The sequence below is a fragment of the Streptomyces sp. NPDC028331 genome, from assembly GCF_055565775.1.
In genome coordinates, this window is record NZ_JBVHTR010000016.1 from 120,131 (window position 1) to 136,407 (window position 16,277).

General features: G+C 71.2%; 14 protein-coding genes and 1 riboswitch. Of the genes, 9 read left to right on the forward strand and 5 right to left on the reverse strand.

Annotated features, from left to right (window positions below; all coding sequences use genetic code 11):
• Nucleotides 1-333 precede the first annotated feature (333 nt).
• A complete protein-coding gene (gene cdgB / locus ACZ4SW_RS23650) occupies nucleotides 334-2,013 on the forward strand; it encodes a diguanylate cyclase CdgB (RefSeq protein ID WP_468248531.1) in 1,680 nt (559 codons plus the stop codon).
• Nucleotides 2,014-2,131: 118 nt separating this feature from the next.
• Nucleotides 2,132-3,070 carry a CBM35 domain-containing protein gene (locus tag ACZ4SW_RS23655; RefSeq protein WP_468248536.1) on the forward strand — a complete coding sequence of 313 codons (939 nt, stop codon included), beginning with the start codon at nucleotides 2,132-2,134 and terminating at the stop codon, nucleotides 3,068-3,070.
• Nucleotides 3,071-3,080: 10 nt separating this feature from the next.
• On the opposite strand, the gene ACZ4SW_RS23660 is transcribed toward ACZ4SW_RS23655, so the two are convergent.
• The 3 genes from ACZ4SW_RS23660 to ACZ4SW_RS23670 all read right to left on the reverse strand — a co-directional run bounded on the left by ACZ4SW_RS23660 (nucleotide 3,081) and on the right by ACZ4SW_RS23670 (nucleotide 6,253).
• A complete protein-coding gene (locus tag ACZ4SW_RS23660; RefSeq protein ID WP_468248542.1) occupies nucleotides 3,081-4,010 on the reverse strand; it encodes a 1-phosphofructokinase family hexose kinase in 930 nt (309 codons plus the stop codon).
• Between the two features lie 156 nt (nucleotides 4,011-4,166).
• On the reverse strand, nucleotides 4,167-5,309 hold the full coding sequence (gene nagA, locus ACZ4SW_RS23665) for an N-acetylglucosamine-6-phosphate deacetylase (protein WP_468248549.1): 1,143 nt from the start codon (nucleotides 5,307-5,309) through the stop codon (nucleotides 4,167-4,169).
• Nucleotides 5,309-6,253 carry an ROK family protein gene (locus ACZ4SW_RS23670; protein WP_468248556.1) on the reverse strand — a complete coding sequence of 315 codons (945 nt, stop codon included), beginning with the start codon at nucleotides 6,251-6,253 and terminating at the stop codon, nucleotides 5,309-5,311. Before ACZ4SW_RS23670 ends, nagA begins: the two co-directional genes overlap by 1 nt.
• A 176-nt stretch (nucleotides 6,254-6,429) precedes the next feature.
• Between ACZ4SW_RS23670 and ACZ4SW_RS23675 the strand changes: the two genes are divergently transcribed.
• The 3 genes from ACZ4SW_RS23675 to otsB all read left to right on the forward strand — a co-directional run bounded on the left by ACZ4SW_RS23675 (nucleotide 6,430) and on the right by otsB (nucleotide 8,977).
• Nucleotides 6,430-7,653, forward strand: coding sequence for an extracellular solute-binding protein (locus ACZ4SW_RS23675; RefSeq protein ID WP_468248562.1), 1,224 nt, complete (start codon nucleotides 6,430-6,432; stop codon nucleotides 7,651-7,653).
• A gap of 49 nt (nucleotides 7,654-7,702) precedes the next feature.
• The gene (locus ACZ4SW_RS23680) at nucleotides 7,703-7,930 is read left to right on the forward strand and encodes a DUF3263 domain-containing protein (protein ID WP_468248571.1); all 228 of its coding nucleotides are present in this window, start codon (nucleotides 7,703-7,705) and stop codon (nucleotides 7,928-7,930) included.
• A gap of 201 nt (nucleotides 7,931-8,131) precedes the next feature.
• Nucleotides 8,132-8,977: a trehalose-phosphatase gene (otsB, locus tag ACZ4SW_RS23685; RefSeq protein WP_468248578.1), complete on the forward strand. Its 846-nt coding sequence runs from the start codon at nucleotides 8,132-8,134 to the stop codon at nucleotides 8,975-8,977.
• A gap of 35 nt (nucleotides 8,978-9,012) precedes the next feature.
• Here the strand turns inward: otsB and ACZ4SW_RS23690 are convergent, their stop codons facing one another.
• Together ACZ4SW_RS23690 and ACZ4SW_RS23695 are read right to left on the reverse strand one after the other, a co-directional pair.
• Nucleotides 9,013-10,446: an alpha,alpha-trehalose-phosphate synthase (UDP-forming) gene (locus tag ACZ4SW_RS23690; RefSeq protein WP_468248585.1), complete on the reverse strand. Its 1,434-nt coding sequence runs from the start codon at nucleotides 10,444-10,446 to the stop codon at nucleotides 9,013-9,015.
• Between the two features lie 97 nt (nucleotides 10,447-10,543).
• Nucleotides 10,544-11,557 (reverse strand): glucosyl-3-phosphoglycerate synthase, encoded by a 1,014-nt coding sequence (locus tag ACZ4SW_RS23695; protein ID WP_468248901.1) that lies wholly within the window; start codon nucleotides 11,555-11,557, stop codon nucleotides 10,544-10,546.
• A 192-nt stretch (nucleotides 11,558-11,749) separates the two neighbouring features.
• A riboswitch (SAM riboswitch) is annotated at nucleotides 11,750-11,906 on the forward strand.
• Between the two features lie 18 nt (nucleotides 11,907-11,924).
• Here ACZ4SW_RS23695 and thrC point away from each other — a divergent pair.
• From thrC to groL, 4 genes are all read left to right on the forward strand, one after another.
• On the forward strand, nucleotides 11,925-13,205 hold the full coding sequence (gene thrC / locus ACZ4SW_RS23700) for a threonine synthase (protein ID WP_468248591.1): 1,281 nt from the start codon (nucleotides 11,925-11,927) through the stop codon (nucleotides 13,203-13,205).
• Between the two features lie 52 nt (nucleotides 13,206-13,257).
• Nucleotides 13,258-13,533: a MoaD/ThiS family protein gene (locus ACZ4SW_RS23705; RefSeq protein ID WP_309063974.1), complete on the forward strand. Its 276-nt coding sequence runs from the start codon at nucleotides 13,258-13,260 to the stop codon at nucleotides 13,531-13,533.
• Between the two features lie 449 nt (nucleotides 13,534-13,982).
• A complete protein-coding gene (locus ACZ4SW_RS23710) occupies nucleotides 13,983-14,186 on the forward strand; it encodes a cold-shock protein (protein ID WP_004986573.1) in 204 nt (67 codons plus the stop codon).
• Between the two features lie 376 nt (nucleotides 14,187-14,562).
• Complete coding sequence (groL, locus tag ACZ4SW_RS23715) at nucleotides 14,563-16,188, forward strand: chaperonin GroEL (protein ID WP_388571858.1); 1,626 nt, start codon at nucleotides 14,563-14,565, stop codon at nucleotides 16,186-16,188.
• The last annotated feature ends 89 nt before the right edge of the window (nucleotides 16,189-16,277 follow it).

A 16,277-nucleotide genomic window follows, 5' to 3' on the forward strand; every position in this document is an offset into this window, starting at 1 on the left:
AGCGACGGACGTCGTAGGATCTCAGGTCTGCACAGGGGCCCACGGAAGTCGGCATCGACGTCGGGTGCGTTCGAGGCCGGGTATGTTCGGCAGAAACACATGGAAAATGCGGAACCCCTCCTCAATTGTTCATCTTTGACTGTGACTTGAGTCACAGGAAGCGTATTTTGTTGACCCTGTGTACCTAGTGGGCAGCGCGCTGTGATTCAGTGGCGGAGACGCTGCATGACGCTACCCGGGGAGTACTCCGAGTAGTGCGCCGCGGAAGACCGGGAGAACGGTGGTACGCCGACGCATCCCTGGAGTTGCTGCGAGATCTCGAGGGGAGGGCGAATGGAAACCGAGTCGGAGCCCTATGTCCGTCTTGCGACCCTGCGGCAGCTTCACCAGGTGATGGCGGACATGAACACCGCGCGCAGCCTGGCGGACACGCTGCAGACGGTCGCCGACGGCATCGTCGGCGGCCTCGGCTACGAGCTGGCGGCCGTCAACCTCGTACGCCCCGACGGCGACCTCGTCGTCGCCGCGCTCGCCGGGAACTCCGCCGCGGAAGCGCTGATCACCGGCCGCGTCGGCTCCCGTGCGTCCTGGGAGCGGCGCCTGAACATGGGCGAGGCCTGGGGCACCCTGCGGTTCATACCCCACACCGAGGGCTGGATCCTCGACGAGGACGACGTGCCGCAGTGGTACACCGACGGCCCCGAGCCCCGCTTCGAGGACGAGTGGCACCCCTCCGACCGCCTCTTCGCGCCCATGTACACGCCGGGCGTCCAGGGCAGCTCCCGCGGTGAACTCCTGGGCGTCATCTCCGTGGACCGGCCGCGCAACGGGCGGCGGCCCGGCGCCTGGGGGCGCGAGGCCCTCCAGATGTACGCCTTCCACGCCGCCATCGCCATCAGCAACGCCCGGCTGCGGGCCAACATGCAGCGGGCCCTGGTCCGCCTGGAGCGGGAGCAGCAGGCGCTGCGCGCCAGCGAGGAGTCCTTCCGGCAGGCCTTCGAGTACGCCCCCTCGGGCATGGCCATCGCCGAGATGGGCGGCGACCAGCACGGCCGGATCCTGCGCACCAACGACGCGCTGTGCCGCCTGCTGGGCCGCCCCGCCTCCGCCATGCGCCGCTACTCGTTCTCCGACCTGGTCCACCCCGAGGACATCGGCACCCTGCTGCGCACCTCCGCCGAGGGCGGCCGGGCCGAACTGCGGCTCGGCCGCCGGGACGGCACCTACGTGTGGGTGTCCCTGCGCAACTCCGTCGTCGCCGACGCCGCCGACGGACCCCGCTTCCTGCTCACCCACGTCGAGGACATCGAGGAGCGCAAGCGCCGCGAGCTGCAGCTCGCCCACCGCGCCTCCCACGACTCGCTGACCGGCCTGCCCAACTCCGCGGAGCTGCGCGCCCGTCTGTCCGCCCGCCTGTGCCGGCGCCCGCAGTCGCTGCCGCCGAGCGCGGCGGACTCCCTGGACGCCGCGTACGGCGACGGGTTCCCGAGCGACCACCCGGCCGTCCACGAGGGCGGCGGGCACGCCTTCGACTTCCACGCCGTGCCGGGGCCCTACGACGCCTTCGACCACCATGTGCACACCGTCGCCCCGGACGGCGACGGCGACGACGGCACCAAGGGTCTCGCGGTCCTCTTCTGCGACCTCGACGGCTTCAAGTCCATCAACGACCGGTTCGGGCACAACGCGGGCGACGCCGTCCTCATCGAGGTCGCCCGGCGGCTCAGCCGCGGGGTGCGCGACGGGGACACGGTGGCCCGGCTCGGCGGCGACGAGTTCGTCGTGCTGGCGGACGGGCTCGGCAAGGCCGACGCCCAGGACCTCGCCGTCCGTCTGCGCAACGAGATCATCCAGCCGATCCGGGTCGACGGCCGCGCCATGCGGGTCGGCGCGAGTTTCGGCATCGGCTGGGCCCACTGCGGCATGACGGCGGACGAAGTGCTGAAATCGGCTGACGAGCGGATGTACGTAGAGAAACGGTCTCGTCCCAAACAGCACAGGCGTGCGGGATAAACCGCAGGTCAGCCACCGGGTGATGGGAACAACAGCCGTGCACGGTCCGGGGACCGGGTAGGCTCGCCATTCAGCCACGTACGCATCTGAACCCGCACCTGTTGAGGAGTACCTAGGGATGACGCCCGGCAACAACGGCGCGAGCACGCCCGAGGACGACGACCCGTTCGGCTACCTCTACGCCGACGGTCAGGCCAACGGCGCCCAGCCGCCCGCAGGCGGCTACGGCTACCCGGGTTCCGTCAACAGAGTGCGCACGGTCGGCCAGCGCCAGTACGGCCAGCCGCAGGCCCAGACGGCCGCCTACGGCCAGGTCCCGCAGCAGCAGGCGTACGGTCAGCCGAACGCGCACTACACGGCCCCGGAAACGGTGCCGGGAGGTGCCCCGACGAGCCGTCAGGCACCGGCGGCCCAGCCGCCCGGCCCCGGCCGCGGCCGGGGCCCCAACACCAAGGGCCTGCTGATCGGCGCCATCGCGGTGGTCGCGGCGGTCGTCATCGGCATCGGCGTCGCCATGATGAACGACGACGGGAACGACGGGAAGAAGGGCGGCCAGGCGGCGTCCACCCCGTCGACCGCGCAGAGCGCGTCCCCGAGCGGGTCCTCCACCCAGCAGTCCGCGCAGGACGGCAAGCTGCCGGCGATCGACGCGAAGGCACTGCACCTGGAGGGCGGCGCCACCACCGCGTCCGACGTCAAGGGCGCCAAGGCCGACGGCGGGACCTACGTCGGGAACTTCAACCACGTCGGCGCCGCCGTGACCTGGACGGTGGACGTCCCCTCCACCGGCAAGTACACCCTGCACACCGGCTACGGCGTGCCCGGCGTCGACGCCACCGCCACCCTCACGATCAACGGGACGGCGCAGACCACTCCCATGGGCCTGAAGAACTGGGCGCAGGCGCCCCAGGGCGACTGGGAGAAGGGCTGGACGAAGACGTACAACTGGATCGAGCTCAACAAGGGCACCAACACGATCCGGATCTCCTGCGAGCAGGGGAACCAGTGCAACGCCAACCTCGACCAGCTCTGGCTGACGAACGGCTGGTCGAAGTAGGCCCCGTCGGCTAAGCGGCCGTCGTCTCGGCGGTCACCGCGACCTGGTCCAGCAGCTCCTCGTAGGTGCGGCGGTCGAACTCGCCCGCCGCCGGGGCCAGTACCGTCGCCGCCGACAGCGCCACCGCCCGGGCCAGGCGCTGCGGCCACGGCAGGTGCTCCACCAGGCCCGACAGCAGGCCCGCGACCGCCGAGTCGCCCGCGCCCGTCGGGTTGCCCCTCAGCGGGCGCGGCGGGACGGCCCGCCAGCGTCCCTCCGCGTTCACGGCGAGCAGGCCCTCGGCGCCCAGTGAGGCGACCACCGTGTGCGCACCGCGCCGGCGGACGTCCCTCGTCGCCTGCGACGGCTCGTGGGAGCCGGTCAGTTCGGCCAGCTCCTCGGCGTTCGGCTTGACGATGTCCGGGCGGGCGGCGACGCCGCGGCGCAGCGGCTCCCCGCCGGTGTCGAGCAGCACGGGAACACCCGCCGCCCGCGCGGTGCGCACCAGGTGGGCGTACGCCCCCACGGGCACGCCCGGCGGCAGGCTGCCGCACAGGGCCACCGCGGCGGCGGAGCGCACCAGGTCGTCGTACGCCTGAAGGAAGGCCGACCACTCGGCGGGCGTTATCACCGGGCCGGGCTCGTTGAGCTGGGTGGTGTCGCCGGCCGACTCGTCGACCACCGCGATGGTGCGCCGGGTGGCGCCCGCGACCGGTACCAGTGCGTCCACGAGACCGTGCGTGCCGGTGAGCCGGTCCCGCAGCGAGCGGCCCGTCGCGCCGCCCGCGAAGCCCGTGGCGGTCACCTGGTGGCCGAGCGCGGCGAGCACCCGGGCCACGTTCAGCCCCTTGCCGCCCGGCCGTTCGGTCACCTCGGTCACCCGGTGCGAGGTGTGCGGCCTCAGCGCCCGTACGCGATAGGTGATGTCGAGAGCGGTGTTCAGCGTGACCGTCAGGATCACGTGGGGACCTCCCTCGAGAGTCGGACCGGCGCGGTCCGTGGGCGCGGACCGGGGAATGCGCCTGCCGTCGGCGGTTGCGGAGGCTCGATCATGCCAAAAGAGTCGGCGGTCGGCCCAGTCCCGGGGTCGACCGCCGCACACCAACAAACGGATGAATCACCCCAGTTGGGGATCGACCACCCACTGCCCGCGGCGCATCACGCCCTTGAGGCGGAAGTCGCCGTCCAGCAGCACCAGGTCGGCGTCCTTGCCGGGTTCCAGGGAGCCCACCCGGTCGTAGACGCCGAGCAGCTTGGCCGGGCCCGCCGAGACGGCCGTGACGACGTCCTCGACGGGCAGCCCGTCGACGGTGACCGCCCGGCGGAACGCGCGGTCCAGGGTGAGCGTGGAGCCCGCGATCGAGCCGCCCTCCACCAGCCGGGCCACCCCCTCGCTGACCTCGACCTCGAGCGGACCGAGCATGTAGCGCCCGTCACCGATGCCGGCCGCGTCCATGGCGTCCGTGATGAACGCCACGCGTGCCGCACCCGCCTGACGGAACGCCAGGCGCAGCGCCGCCGGATGCAGATGGACGCCGTCGTCGATCAGCTCCACCGTGACCCGCTCGTCCTCCAGCAGGGCGGCGACGGGGCCCGGTGCGCGATGGCCGAGCTGCGGCATCGCGTTGAACAGGTGGGTGGCGACCGTGGCGCCCGCGTCGATGGCCTGCACGGTCTGCTCGTACGTCGCGTCCGTGTGCCCGATCGCCGCGATCACCCCGTGCTCGGCGAGCAGCCGTACGGAGTCCAGGCCGCCGGGCAGCTCGGTGGCGAGCGTCACCATCACGGCCCGGCCGCGCGCCGCGTCGACCAGCTTGCGCACCTCCGCCGGGTCGGGGTCGCGCAGCAGCGCCTCGGAGTGCGCGCCCTTGCGGCACGGCGAGATGAACGGCCCCTCGAAGTGGATACCGGCGATGTCCCCCTGCTCGGCCAGCTCCGACAGCAGTCCCGCCTGCTGGACGAGGACGTCCATGTCGTCGGTGACGGTGGACGCGACGAGCGTGGTGGTGCCGTGCTCCCGGTGGGTGCGGACGGCCGTCAGGGCGTCGTCGGCCGTGCCGGAGAAGGAGGCGCCGCCGCCGCCGTGGTTGTGGATGTCCACGAAGCCGGGGACCAGCCAGTGGCCGCGCACGTCGACGACCTCCGCGTTCTCGGGGGCGAAGGCTGCGATGCGCGCGCCCTCCACGACCAGGCGGCCGTCGTCCACGACACCGCTGGGCAGCACCACCCGGGCACCGGCGAGAACCTTCGTAGTGGCCATCAGGTGGTTACCTCCGCAGGGTCGGTGGTTTCGAGGAGATCCCAGGCCAGCAGCCCGGCGCCGAGGCATCCGGCGGCGTCCCCCAGGGCGGCGGGGACGATCGACGGCAGCTTCTGGAAGGTCACGCGGCGGCGCACGGCCGCGCGCAGCGGTGTGAACAACGTTTCCCCGGCCTCGGCGAGCCCGCCACCGATGATCAGGGTGCGCGGGTCCAGCAGGGTGAGCGCGGTCACCAGGCCGTCGGCGAGGGCGTCCACGGCGTCCTGCCAGACCCTGCGTGCCCGCGGGTCCCCGGACGCCACGGCCTTGGCGCAGTCGGCGGCGTCGGCCTCCGGGGCGCCGGCCGCCTCGGCCCAGGCCCCGCCCACGGCCGCCGCGGACGCGTACCGCTCCAGACAGCCGCGCTGACCGCAGGGGCACGGGGTCCCCCCGGGCCGCACGACGATGTGGCCGATCTCGCCCGCGAAGCCGTGCGCCCCGGCCTCCACCCGGCCGCCGATGCCGATGGCGCCCGCGATCCCGGTGCCGAGCGGCACGAACAGGAACCGGTCCGCGCCCCGGCCGGCACCGAGGCGGCCCTCGGCGAGCCCGCCGGTGCGCACGTCGTGCCCCAGCGCCACGGGCACCCCGTCGAGCCGGCGGCTGAGCAGATCCCGCAGGGGCACGTCGCGCCAGCCCAGGTTGGCCGAGTACGCGGCGACACCGCGCCCGGCGTCCACGATCCCGGGGACGGCGACTCCGGCGGCGGCCGCGGGTTCGCCCAGATGCCGCTCGCCGTACGCGTGCAGCTCGGCGGCGAAGGCGAGGACCGACTCCACCACGGCGTCCGGCCCGCGCTCGCGGCCGGTGGCCCGGCGCGCCCGGTGCAGCAGCTCGCCTCCGGCGCCGACCAGGGCGGCCTTCATCCCGGTGCCGCCCACGTCGAGGGCGATGACATGTCTCACGGGGACAGTGTCACTCGTGGACCCGGAAGAGGTCTAGTCCACTGAGGTGGTGTAGACCTTATCCTTTGGATATTCCGAATGGCGAGACAGCAGGGCGGGCAAAAGCGGTGCAGGGACGCGGTACGCGCAGGACGACATGGGGCAGGGGCCTGATCGCGGTGGTGTCCGCTCTCGGCATGACGGGTGCTCTGGCGAGCTGCGCGGGTGCGGTGGGCTCGGGGGACGTCACGCTGCGGCTGGTGGCCGCGGACTACGGGGACTCGCCGGCGAACAGCTCCAAGAAGTACTGGGACCAGCTCGTCAAGGACTTCGAGGCGGAGCACTCCGGGATCAAGGTCGACGTCAGCGTCTACTCCTGGAACGACGTGGACCGCAAGGTCAAGGAGATGGTGGCCGCGGGTCACGCTCCGGACGTGGCGCAGATCGGGGCGTACGCGGACTACGCGGCGGCGGGCAAGCTGTACGAGGCCGACGAGGTGCTCTCGATCCCCGTCCAGGCGGACTTCGTCTCCGAGCTGACCGACGCGGGCAAGGTGAACCGGACCCAGTACGGCATGCCGTTCGCCGCCTCCACGCGGATCCTCTTCTACAACAAGACGCTGTTCACCGAGGCCGGCATCACCACCCCGCCGCAGAGCTGGAGCGACCTGGCGGCGGACGCGGCGCTGCTCAAGGCGAAGGGGGTGAAGTACCCCTACGCGCTGCCGCTGGGGCCCGAGGAGGCGCAGGCCGAGACGATGCAGTGGCTGCTCAGCGGCGGTGCCGGGTATCTGGACGGCTTCGGCTCCTACGCCCTGGACTCCGCGGAGAACGTGGCCACCTTCACCTGGCTGAAGGACAACCTGGTCGGCAAGGGGCTCACGGGGCCGGTGGCACCGGGGAAGCTGAACCGCGCGGACGCCTTCGCCGCGTTCACGCGCGGCGAGGTGGGCATGCTCAACGGGCACCCGTCCCTGATGAAGATGGCGCGCGAGAAGGGCGTGAAGTTCGGCATGGTGCCGATGCCCGGGATCAACGGCCGGGCGAAGTCGACCATGGGCGTGGCGGACTGGATGATGGCGTTCAAGCAGAGCGGCCACCAGGACCAGATCCGTCAGTTCCTCGACTATGTGTACAGCGAGAAGAACGTGCTGTCCTTCTCCCGCGAGTACGACCTGCTGCCGGTGACGAGTTCCGCCCAGGAGACCATGGCGCAGTCGTCCCGGGACCAGGACCTGGAGCCGTTCCTGCAGGAGCTGCCGAGCGCGGAGCTGTATCCGGTCGGCAAGACGTCGTGGGCGACGGTCAGCGCGGACATCAAGAAGCGGATAGGCGACGCGGTCGGCCCGAACGGCAGCCCGGCGGCGATCCTGGGCGGGCTCCAGCGGGCGGCCGTCACGGCGGACAACGCGGCCCGCTGACGGCGGGCACGCGGGGGAGCCTGTCGGACCCAGCGGTTACGGTTCCCCCATGGACGACCTGAACCCGAGAGAGAAGGCCATCCTGGCCCTGGAGGGCCGCGGTTTCTCCGGGCCGGGGGCCAAGGAGCGGGCCATACGGGAGCAGCTCGGCCTCGCCCCCGTCCGCTACTACCAGCTCCTCAACGCCCTCCTCGACGACCCCAGGGCCCTCGCCCACGCCCCGGTCACCGTCAACCGCCTCCGCCGCCTGCGCGAAACCCACCGCACGCAACGCTGACCCCACCACCGGCGAGCCGCGTGCGCACGACACCGCACCGTGACGGCGGCGTGCGGCGGGAGGGCCGCCGGGTAGCGGCAGCGTGACGGCGGTGTGCGGCGGGAGGGCCGCCAGGAGCCGTGGGGCGTCGGACGGTGCGCGCCCGGTGCGCCCCCGTGACCCCGTGGGTGCGCCCGGCTTCGCGCCGATAGGGTCGGACCCATGGGCAGCCACACGGACTCCTTGCCGACGCCCGCCACCCCGGCCGGGCGTGACGGTCTCGACGCCATCCTCGCGCGGCCCCAGCGGGCCGTCCTCGCCTTCGACTTCGACGGGACGCTCGCCCCGATCGTCCCCGACCCCGACCAGGCCCGCGCCCACCCCGACGCGGTCCCCGCCCTCGCGGCCCTCGCCCCGAAGGTCGCCTCCGTCGCGGTCGTCACCGGCCGGCCCGCCGGCGTCGCCGTCCGCCACGGCGGCTTCGCTGGCGTTCCCGGACTCGACCACCTCGTCGTCCTCGGCCACTACGGCGCCGAACGCTGGGACGCCCGCACCGGCACCGTCACCGCCCCCGCCCCCCACCCGGGAGTCGCCGCCGTCCGCGCCGAACTCCCGGGCTACCTCGACGAGATCGGCGCCTGGCGCGGCACCTGGATCGAGGAGAAGGGCCGCGCCGTCGCCGTCCACACCCGCCGCGCCGAGGACCCGCAGGCCGCCTTCGAGACCCTGCGCGAACCCCTCGCCGAACTCGCCGCCCGCCACGGCCTGATCGTCGAACCCGGCCGCATGGTCCTGGAACTGCGCCCGCCGGGCATGGACAAGGGGGTGGCCCTGTCGGAGTACGTCCGCGAGACCGGCGCCGAAGCGGTCCTGTACGCGGGCGACGACCTCGGCGACCTCCCCGCCTTCGCCGCCGTCGACGAACTCCGCTCCGACGGCGTCCCCGGCCTCCTGGTCTGCAGCGGCAGCGACGAGGTCACGGAGCTGGCGAAGCGGGCGGACCTGGTGGTCGACGGCCCCCAGGGGGTCGTACGGCTACTGAGGTCGCTGGCCGAGAGGCTGGACTGAGGCGACCCCGCCGGGCCGCACCCGAAGGACAGCTCTCACGCCTGAAGTGCGGCCAACTGGTCCAGGAACCACCGGGCGGGTGGAAGCGCCGTGGCCTGCGCAGCCAACCGCTTCGAGCGCTCCGCCCGCTCACCCGCCGGCATCGACAACGCCTCGTGCAGGGCCTGTGCCGTCCCCCGGATGTCGTACGGGTTCACCGTCACCGCGTCGTCGCCCAGCTCCTCGTGCGCCCCGGCCTCCCGCGACAGCACCAGCGCGCACCCCTGGTCCGACAGCACCGGAACCTCCTTGGCGACGAGGTTCATGCCGTCCCTGATGGGGTTCACCAGGGCCACGTCGGCGAGCCGGTACGCGGCCAGGGAGCGCGCGAAGTCGTCCTTGACGTGCATCTCGACCGGGGTCCAGCCCGGCGTCCCGTACCGCTCGTTGATCTCGGCGGCTACCCGCTGGACCTCCGCCGTGTACTCCCGGTAGACGGCCAGGTCCTGCCGGGACGGGTACGCGAACGCCACGTGGACCACCCGTTCACGCCACTCCGGACGGGACTCCAGCAGCTCCTCGTACGCCAGCAGACCCCGGACGATGTTCTTGGACAGCTCCGTCCGGTCCACGCGCACGATCGCCTTGCGGGGGCGGCCGTCGGGGCCCGTGCCGATCTGCTCCCGCAGGATCGCCATCCGTTCGTCCACGTCCTGCCGGTGCGCCCGCTCGCGCAGGAAGTCCGCGTCCGCGCCCAGGCCGTGCACCCCGATCCGGGTGTCCCCGAGCCCGCCGACGAGCGCCTCGCAGCACCCGGCGAAGGCGTCGGCCCACCGCCGGGTGAGGAAGCCGAGCCGGTCGGCGCCCAGCATGCCGCGCAGCACCTGCTCGGCGATGTCGTCGGGCAGCATCCGGAAGTAGTCCACCGGCGCCCACGGCGTGTGCGAGAAGTGACCGATCCGCAGGTCCGGCCGCAGCTCGCGCAGCATCCCCGGGACCAGCGTCAGGTGGTAGTCCTGGACCAGGACCGCCGCCCCCTCGGCCGCCTCCTCGGCCAGCGCCTCGGCGAACGCGCGGTTGTACGCCTCGTAGGACGCCCAGGCGTGCCGGAACTCCCTGCCGAAGACCGGCTCCAGCGGCGTCTGGTAGAGCATGTGGTGCACGAACCACAGCACCGAGTTCGCGATGCCGTTGTACGCCTCGGAGAACACCGTCGCGTCGATGTCGAGCATCCGCACGCGCTGTCCGCCGGTGTCGGCCGGATCCAGTGCCCCACCCGTGCGGCGTACGGCCTCGCGGTCGCCGTCGTTCAGCGCCGCGCACACCCAGACGGCGTCCGTGTCCGGTCCGATCGCCGACAGGCCCGACACCAGGCCACCTCCGCCGCGTTTGGCGGTGAGCCGCCCCGACTCCTCCAGCGCGTACGAGACCGGGCCGCGGTTGGAGGCGACGAGGATGCGGGCGCCGTGGGCATGCTGCGTGGAAGCCATGCCTCGAAACCTAGCCCGAGCCCAAAACGCTCAAACGTTTGCTTCGGCCGTATGCGGAGTCGTGTCCGCCACGTCCGGGCGTCCGGCCGCGCACGGTTCAGGCCACCTTCCGCTCCATGTACTCCGCGATCTCCGCCATCGGCGGCCTCTCCTCCGTGTCCACCGAGTACGTACGCGGCTCGAAGCCGTCCTCCCCCCGTTCGAACTGGGTGAGGGACGGGCGGATCAGATGGCCGCGGGCCAGCCGGAGCTGGGCCGTGCGGTAGATCGCGGCGGCCATGCGGCCGAGCGCCTGGCTGTCCTGGTGGCGGTGCTTGCGCACACCGACGTCGACCTGGGCCAGCGCGTCCAGCCCCACCAGGTGCAGCGCGTCCACCAGCATGCCCAGCTCGACGCCGTATCCGACCGGGAACGGCAGCCGTTCCAGCAGGGAGCGGCGGGCCGCGTACTCGCCGCCGAGCGGCTGGACGAAACCGGCGAGCTGCGGCCAGTGCATGTTGAGCAGCGGGCGCGCCATCATTTCCGTGACCCGGCCGCCCTGGCCCGTCCGTCGCCCGCCACCGTCCTCGTGCGGAGCACCTTCGGCGCGCTTCTCCTCATCAGCCGGGTCACCCTCGGCACCGCCGAGCGGCCGGTCGTACATCGCCTTCACCAGGTCCACGCCCGGGTCGGTGAGCAGCGGGCCCACGATCCCGGTCACGAAGTCGGACGAGAACTCCTTCAGGTCCGCGTCGACGAAGCAGACGATGTCGCCTCCGGTGACGAACAGGGAGCGCCACAGCACCTCGCCCTTGCCGGGCACGGCCGGTATGCGCGGCAGGATCGTGTCGCGGTGCACCACTCTCGCGCCGGCCGCGGCGGCGACCTGGGACGTGCGGTCGGTGGAGCCGGAGTCGACGACGACGATCTCGTCGACCAGTGGAACCCGTCGCACGAGGTCGTGCCGGATGACGGAGACGATCTCGCCGACCGTCTCCTCCTCGTTGAGCGCGGGCAGCACGACGCTGACCGAGGAGCCCGAGGCCCGTTTGGCGGCCATGATCTGGTGGAGCGGGCGGTCGGTGACGGACCAGGAGCGGGTGCTCAGCCAGCGCTCGACTTCTTCCAGCACGGTCTGCTGCTCCTCACATCGATAGCGGGGTGGGGGTGAGTCGGGGACGGTCGAACGGTCTCTCTTGTGATCCATCTCGCGGTTCGGACGACTATCTCAACTCTCCCGGCCGTCGGTTACAGTCTTGAACAACGCCGGTGACCATCGCATGTCGGGGTCCGCCCCGCCCGCGCCGGCGAGACAACCACATACAGCTCATCCAGAGGGGCAGAGGGACACGGCCCGATGAAGCCCCGGCAACCCTCCAGTCGGCTCTCGTAGATCGCTGTCGATCGTCTTCGCGAGGCTCCCGGCTAGGGAAGGTGCCAATTCCGTCTCACGGCGAGATGCGTCGTGGGGAAGATGAGGAGAAAGGGCCTCGCCTGACATGGCTGTGCAGACAGTTGCAAGCACCACCGACTCCGTGAACCTCGGCCCCGCCGCGGCCCTGTCCTGCCGCGAGTGCGGACACCGGGTGCCGCTCGGCCCGGTCTTCGCGTGCGAGGAGTGTTTCGGCCCGCTGGAGGTCGCCTACGACTTCTCGGGCTACGACACCGAGGAGCTGCGGAAGCGGATCGAGGCGGGCCCCGCGAACATCTGGCGCTACGCGCCGCTGCTGCCGGTCCCGGCCGACGTCGCCGACAAGCCGAACCTCAACCCGGGCTGGACCAAGCTCGTCAAGGCCGACAACCTGGCGCGCGAGCTGGGCGTCACCGGCGGGTTGTATGTGAAGGACGACTCCGGTAACCCGACGCACTCCTTCAAGGACCGCGTGGTCGCCCAGGCGCTGGAGGCGGCGCGCGTCTTCGGGTTCACCACCCTGTCGTGCTCCTCCACCGGCAACCTCGCGGGCGCGGTCGGCGCCGCGGCGGCCCGGGCCGGCTTCCGCTCCTGCGTGTTCATCCCGCACGACCTGGAGCAGGGCAAGGTCGTCATGGCCGCGATCTACGGCGGCGAGCTGGTCGGCATCGAGGGCAACTACGACGACGTGAACCGCTTCTGCTCCGAGCTGATCGGCGACCCGGCCGGCGAGGGCTGGGGCTTCGTCAACGTCAACCTGCGGCCGTACTACGCGGAGGGCTCCAAGACCCTGGCGTACGAGATCGCGGAGCAGCTCGGCTGGGAGCTGCCGGACCAGATCGTGGTGCCGATCGCCTCGGGCTCGCAGCTCACGAAGATCGACAAGGGGCTGCAGGAGCTGATCAAGCTCGGGCTCGTCGAGGACAAGCCGTACAAGATCTTCGGCGCCCAGGCCGAGGGCTGCTCGCCGGTGTCGACGGCGTACAAGGCGGGCCACGACGTCGTCCGGCCGCAGAAGCCGGACACCATCGCCAAGTCGCTGGCGATCGGCAACCCCGCCGACGGCCCCTACGTCCTGGACATCGCCCGCCGTACGGGCGGCGCCGTGGAGGACGTGACGGACGAGCAGATCGTCGACGCCATCAAGCTGCTGGCGCGGACCGAGGGCATCTTCGCCGAGACGGCGGGCGGCGTGACGGTGGGCGTCACGCGCAAGCTGATCGAGAACGGCGTCCTCGACCCGGCGAAGACGACGGTCGTCCTCAACACCGGGGACGGCCTGAAGACGCTGGACGCGGTGGCCGACACGGGGCTGACCGCGACGATCCGTCCTACCCTCGAGTCCTTCCGCGAGGCCGGTCTCGTCTGACCTCCGCCCGCCACAACCCACCAGCCGTACCCCGACCGGAGGTCATCCCCCGATGAGCGTCACCGTCCGCATCCCCACCATCCTGCGCACCTACACCGGCGGCCAGGCCGAGGTCACCGCCGAGGGCGCGACCCTCGCCGAGGTCATCGAGGACCTGGAGAAGAACCACACCGGCATCGCCGCCCGGGTCCTGGACGACCAGGGCAAGCTGCGCCGCTTCGTCAACGTCTACGTGAACGACGACGACGTCCGCTTCGAGCAGGGCCTTCAGACCGCCACCCCGGACGGCGCGGGCGTCTCCATCATCCCCGCGGTGGCGGGCGGCTGACGGTCCTTCGGAGGCACGTACCTTACCGTCGGTAACGCACGTCACTCACTGTTCATCGAATTGCCCTCTCCGTGAGAGAAACGGAGGGGGCAATTCTGCATGGTTGAACGGGGTAGAGTTGGGGAACGCGCTCCCGGACTCCCCTTCCGGAACCGCGATCACCTGCCGCACGCCCGATGAGAAGTAGCCAAAGTGTGCAGGGCTTTTGAGCCATTCATTCCTTTTGCCGGGCCCGACTTGCCCTGCATTCAGGTGAATTCTCCGTACATTCCCGACCGGTCGTGCCCCGAATTCTCGTCCGATTGACCTGTTGCAGACGGCAGTTGGACAGATACATTCAGCCGCGGTCGACGCGTTCCGGCGCACGCCCCCAACCGTTGGGGGGTGAGGTCTGACCCGGATCCGCGAAGTGTGGATCTGTGCAAGGGCCAGTAATAGGGGAGTTAGGCATGGCTCAGGGCACCGTCAAGTGGTTCAACGCGGAGAAGGGGTACGGCTTCATCGCGGTCGACGGTGGTGCGGACGTCTTCGTCCACTACAGCGCGATCCAGATGGACGGCTACCGCACCCTGGAAGAGGGCCAGCGGGTCGAGTTCGAGATCTCGCAGGGTCAGAAGGGCCCGCAGGCGGACATGGTCCGCGTGACCGCCTGATACAACGCGCCGACGACTGAACTGTTCGACGTGTCGAGGGGCTCGTATCCCGTCCGGGGTACGGGCCCCTCGGTCGTGTCCGGGGTGCGGGCCCTCGGCCGTGTCCGGCCACGGCTCCTCCAGGGGGCGCGCAGCGGCGTCCACCTGCGGATCATGCTCCCGAGTTCACCCTCCGATACCCCGGAGCGGCTTGCACTCGGCAGGGGCGAGTGCTAATCATTGGCGTTAGCACTCTGAAGGTGAGAGTGACAACAGATGGACCGGGTCGGTGAGGCCGCGGGCCGGGTGGGGCAAGGAACCTCCGGCCGGGGCCGTCCGTCGCGGGCGCGGGCGCGGTCCGAAGTAATCACCCCCAGTCCTGGAGGGACCACTTCACATGGCCAAGATCATCGCGTTCGACGAGGAGGCGCGGCGCGGCCTCGAGCGCGGCATGAACCAGCTCGCGGACGCCGTCAAGGTGACCCTCGGCCCCAAGGGCCGCAACGTCGTCCTCGAGAAGAAGTGGGGCGCCCCCACGATCACCAACGACGGTGTCTCCATCGCCAAGGAGATCGAGCTCGAGGACCCGTACGAGAAGATCGGCGCCGAGCTGGTCAAGGAAGTCGCCAAGAAGACGGACGACGTCGCCGGTGACGGTACGACCACGGCGACCGTGCTCGCCCAGGCGCTGGTCCGCGAGGGCCTGCGCAACGTGGCCGCCGGTGCCAACCCGATGGCCCTGAAGCGCGGTATCGAGAAGGCCGTCGAGGCCGTCTCCGCCTCGCTGCTCGAGCAGGCCAAGGACGTCGAGACCAAGGAGCAGATCGCCTCCACGGCCTCCATCTCCGCCGCCGACACCCAGATCGGCGAGCTGATCGCCGAGGCCATGGACAAGGTCGGCAAGGAAGGCGTCATCACCGTCGAGGAGTCGCAGACCTTCGGTCTGGAGCTCGAGCTCACCGAGGGTATGCGCTTCGACAAGGGCTACATCTCGGCGTACTTCGCCACCGACATGGAGCGTATGGAGGCCGTCCTCGACGACCCGTACATCCTGATCGCCAACTCCAAGATCTCCTCGGTCAAGGACCTGCTCCCGCTGCTGGAGAAGGTCATGCAGTCGGGCAAGCCGCTGCTGATCATCGCCGAGGACGTCGAGGGCGAGGCCCTGTCGACCCTGGTCGTCAACAAGATCCGCGGCACCTTCAAGTCCGTCGCCGTCAAGGCCCCGGGCTTCGGCGACCGCCGCAAGGCCATGCTCGGCGACATCGCCATCCTCACGGGCGGCGAGGTCATCTCCGAGGAGGTCGGCCTCAAGCTGGAGAACGCGACCCTGGACCTCCTGGGCCGCGCCCGCAAGGTCGTCATCACCAAGGACGAGACCACCATCGTCGACGGTGCCGGCTCCGCCGACCAGGTCTCCGGCCGCGTCAACCAGATCCGCGCCGAGATCGAGAACAGCGACTCCGACTACGACCGCGAGAAGCTGCAGGAGCGCCTGGCGAAGCTGGCCGGCGGCGTGGCCGTCATCAAGGCCGGTGCCGCCACCGAGGTGGAGCTCAAGGAGCGCAAGCACCGCATCGAGGACGCGGTCCGCAACGCGAAGGCGGCCGTCGAGGAGGGCATCGTCGCCGGTGGTGGCGTGGCCCTGGTCCAGGCGGCGCAGAACTCCTTCGAGAAGCTGGACCTCGAGGGCGACGAGGCCGTCGGCGCCGAGATCGTCCGCAAGGCCCTGACCGCCCCGCTGACCCAGATCGCCGTCAACGCCGGCCTCGAGGGCGGCGTCGTGGTGGAGAAGGTCCGCAACCTCACCCCGGGCCACGGCCTGAACGCCGCGACCGGTGAGTACGTGGACATGATCGCCGAGGGCATCATCGACCCGGCGAAGGTGACCCGTTCCGCGCTGCAGAACGCCGCCTCCATCGCCGCGCTGTTCCTCACCACCGAGGCCGTCATCGCCGACAAGCCGGAGAAGGCCGCCGCGCCCGCCGGTGGCGGCATGCCGGGTGGTGACATGGACTTCTGATCCTTCCGAGGATCGGTACCAGTCCTTCCGTACGAGGGCGGCACTCCCTGTCTGTGGCAGGGGGTGCCGCCCTCGGGCGTGTCCGGGAT

Bases quoted from the DNA above. Each gene is read 5' to 3' on its own strand.
- groL (WP_388571858.1), top strand. From the start codon at position 14,563: ATGGCCAAGATCATCGCGTTCGACGAGGAGGCGCGGCGCGGCCTCGAG.
- ACZ4SW_RS23655 (WP_468248536.1), top strand. From the start codon at position 2,132: ATGACGCCCGGCAACAACGGCGCGAGCACGCCCGAGGACGACGACCCG.
- thrC (WP_468248591.1), top strand. From the start codon at position 11,925: ATGGCTGTGCAGACAGTTGCAAGCACCACCGACTCCGTGAACCTCGGC.
- cdgB (WP_468248531.1), top strand. From the start codon at position 334: ATGGAAACCGAGTCGGAGCCCTATGTCCGTCTTGCGACCCTGCGGCAG.
- nagA (WP_468248549.1), bottom strand. From the start codon at position 5,309: ATGGCCACTACGAAGGTTCTCGCCGGTGCCCGGGTGGTGCTGCCCAGC.
- ACZ4SW_RS23680 (WP_468248571.1), top strand. From the start codon at position 7,703: ATGGACGACCTGAACCCGAGAGAGAAGGCCATCCTGGCCCTGGAGGGC.
- ACZ4SW_RS23705 (WP_309063974.1), top strand. From the start codon at position 13,258: ATGAGCGTCACCGTCCGCATCCCCACCATCCTGCGCACCTACACCGGC.
- ACZ4SW_RS23690 (WP_468248585.1), bottom strand. From the start codon at position 10,446: ATGGCTTCCACGCAGCATGCCCACGGCGCCCGCATCCTCGTCGCCTCC.
- ACZ4SW_RS23710 (WP_004986573.1), top strand. From the start codon at position 13,983: ATGGCTCAGGGCACCGTCAAGTGGTTCAACGCGGAGAAGGGGTACGGC.
- ACZ4SW_RS23675 (WP_468248562.1), top strand. From the start codon at position 6,430: ATGACGGGTGCTCTGGCGAGCTGCGCGGGTGCGGTGGGCTCGGGGGAC.
- otsB (WP_468248578.1), top strand. From the start codon at position 8,132: ATGGGCAGCCACACGGACTCCTTGCCGACGCCCGCCACCCCGGCCGGG.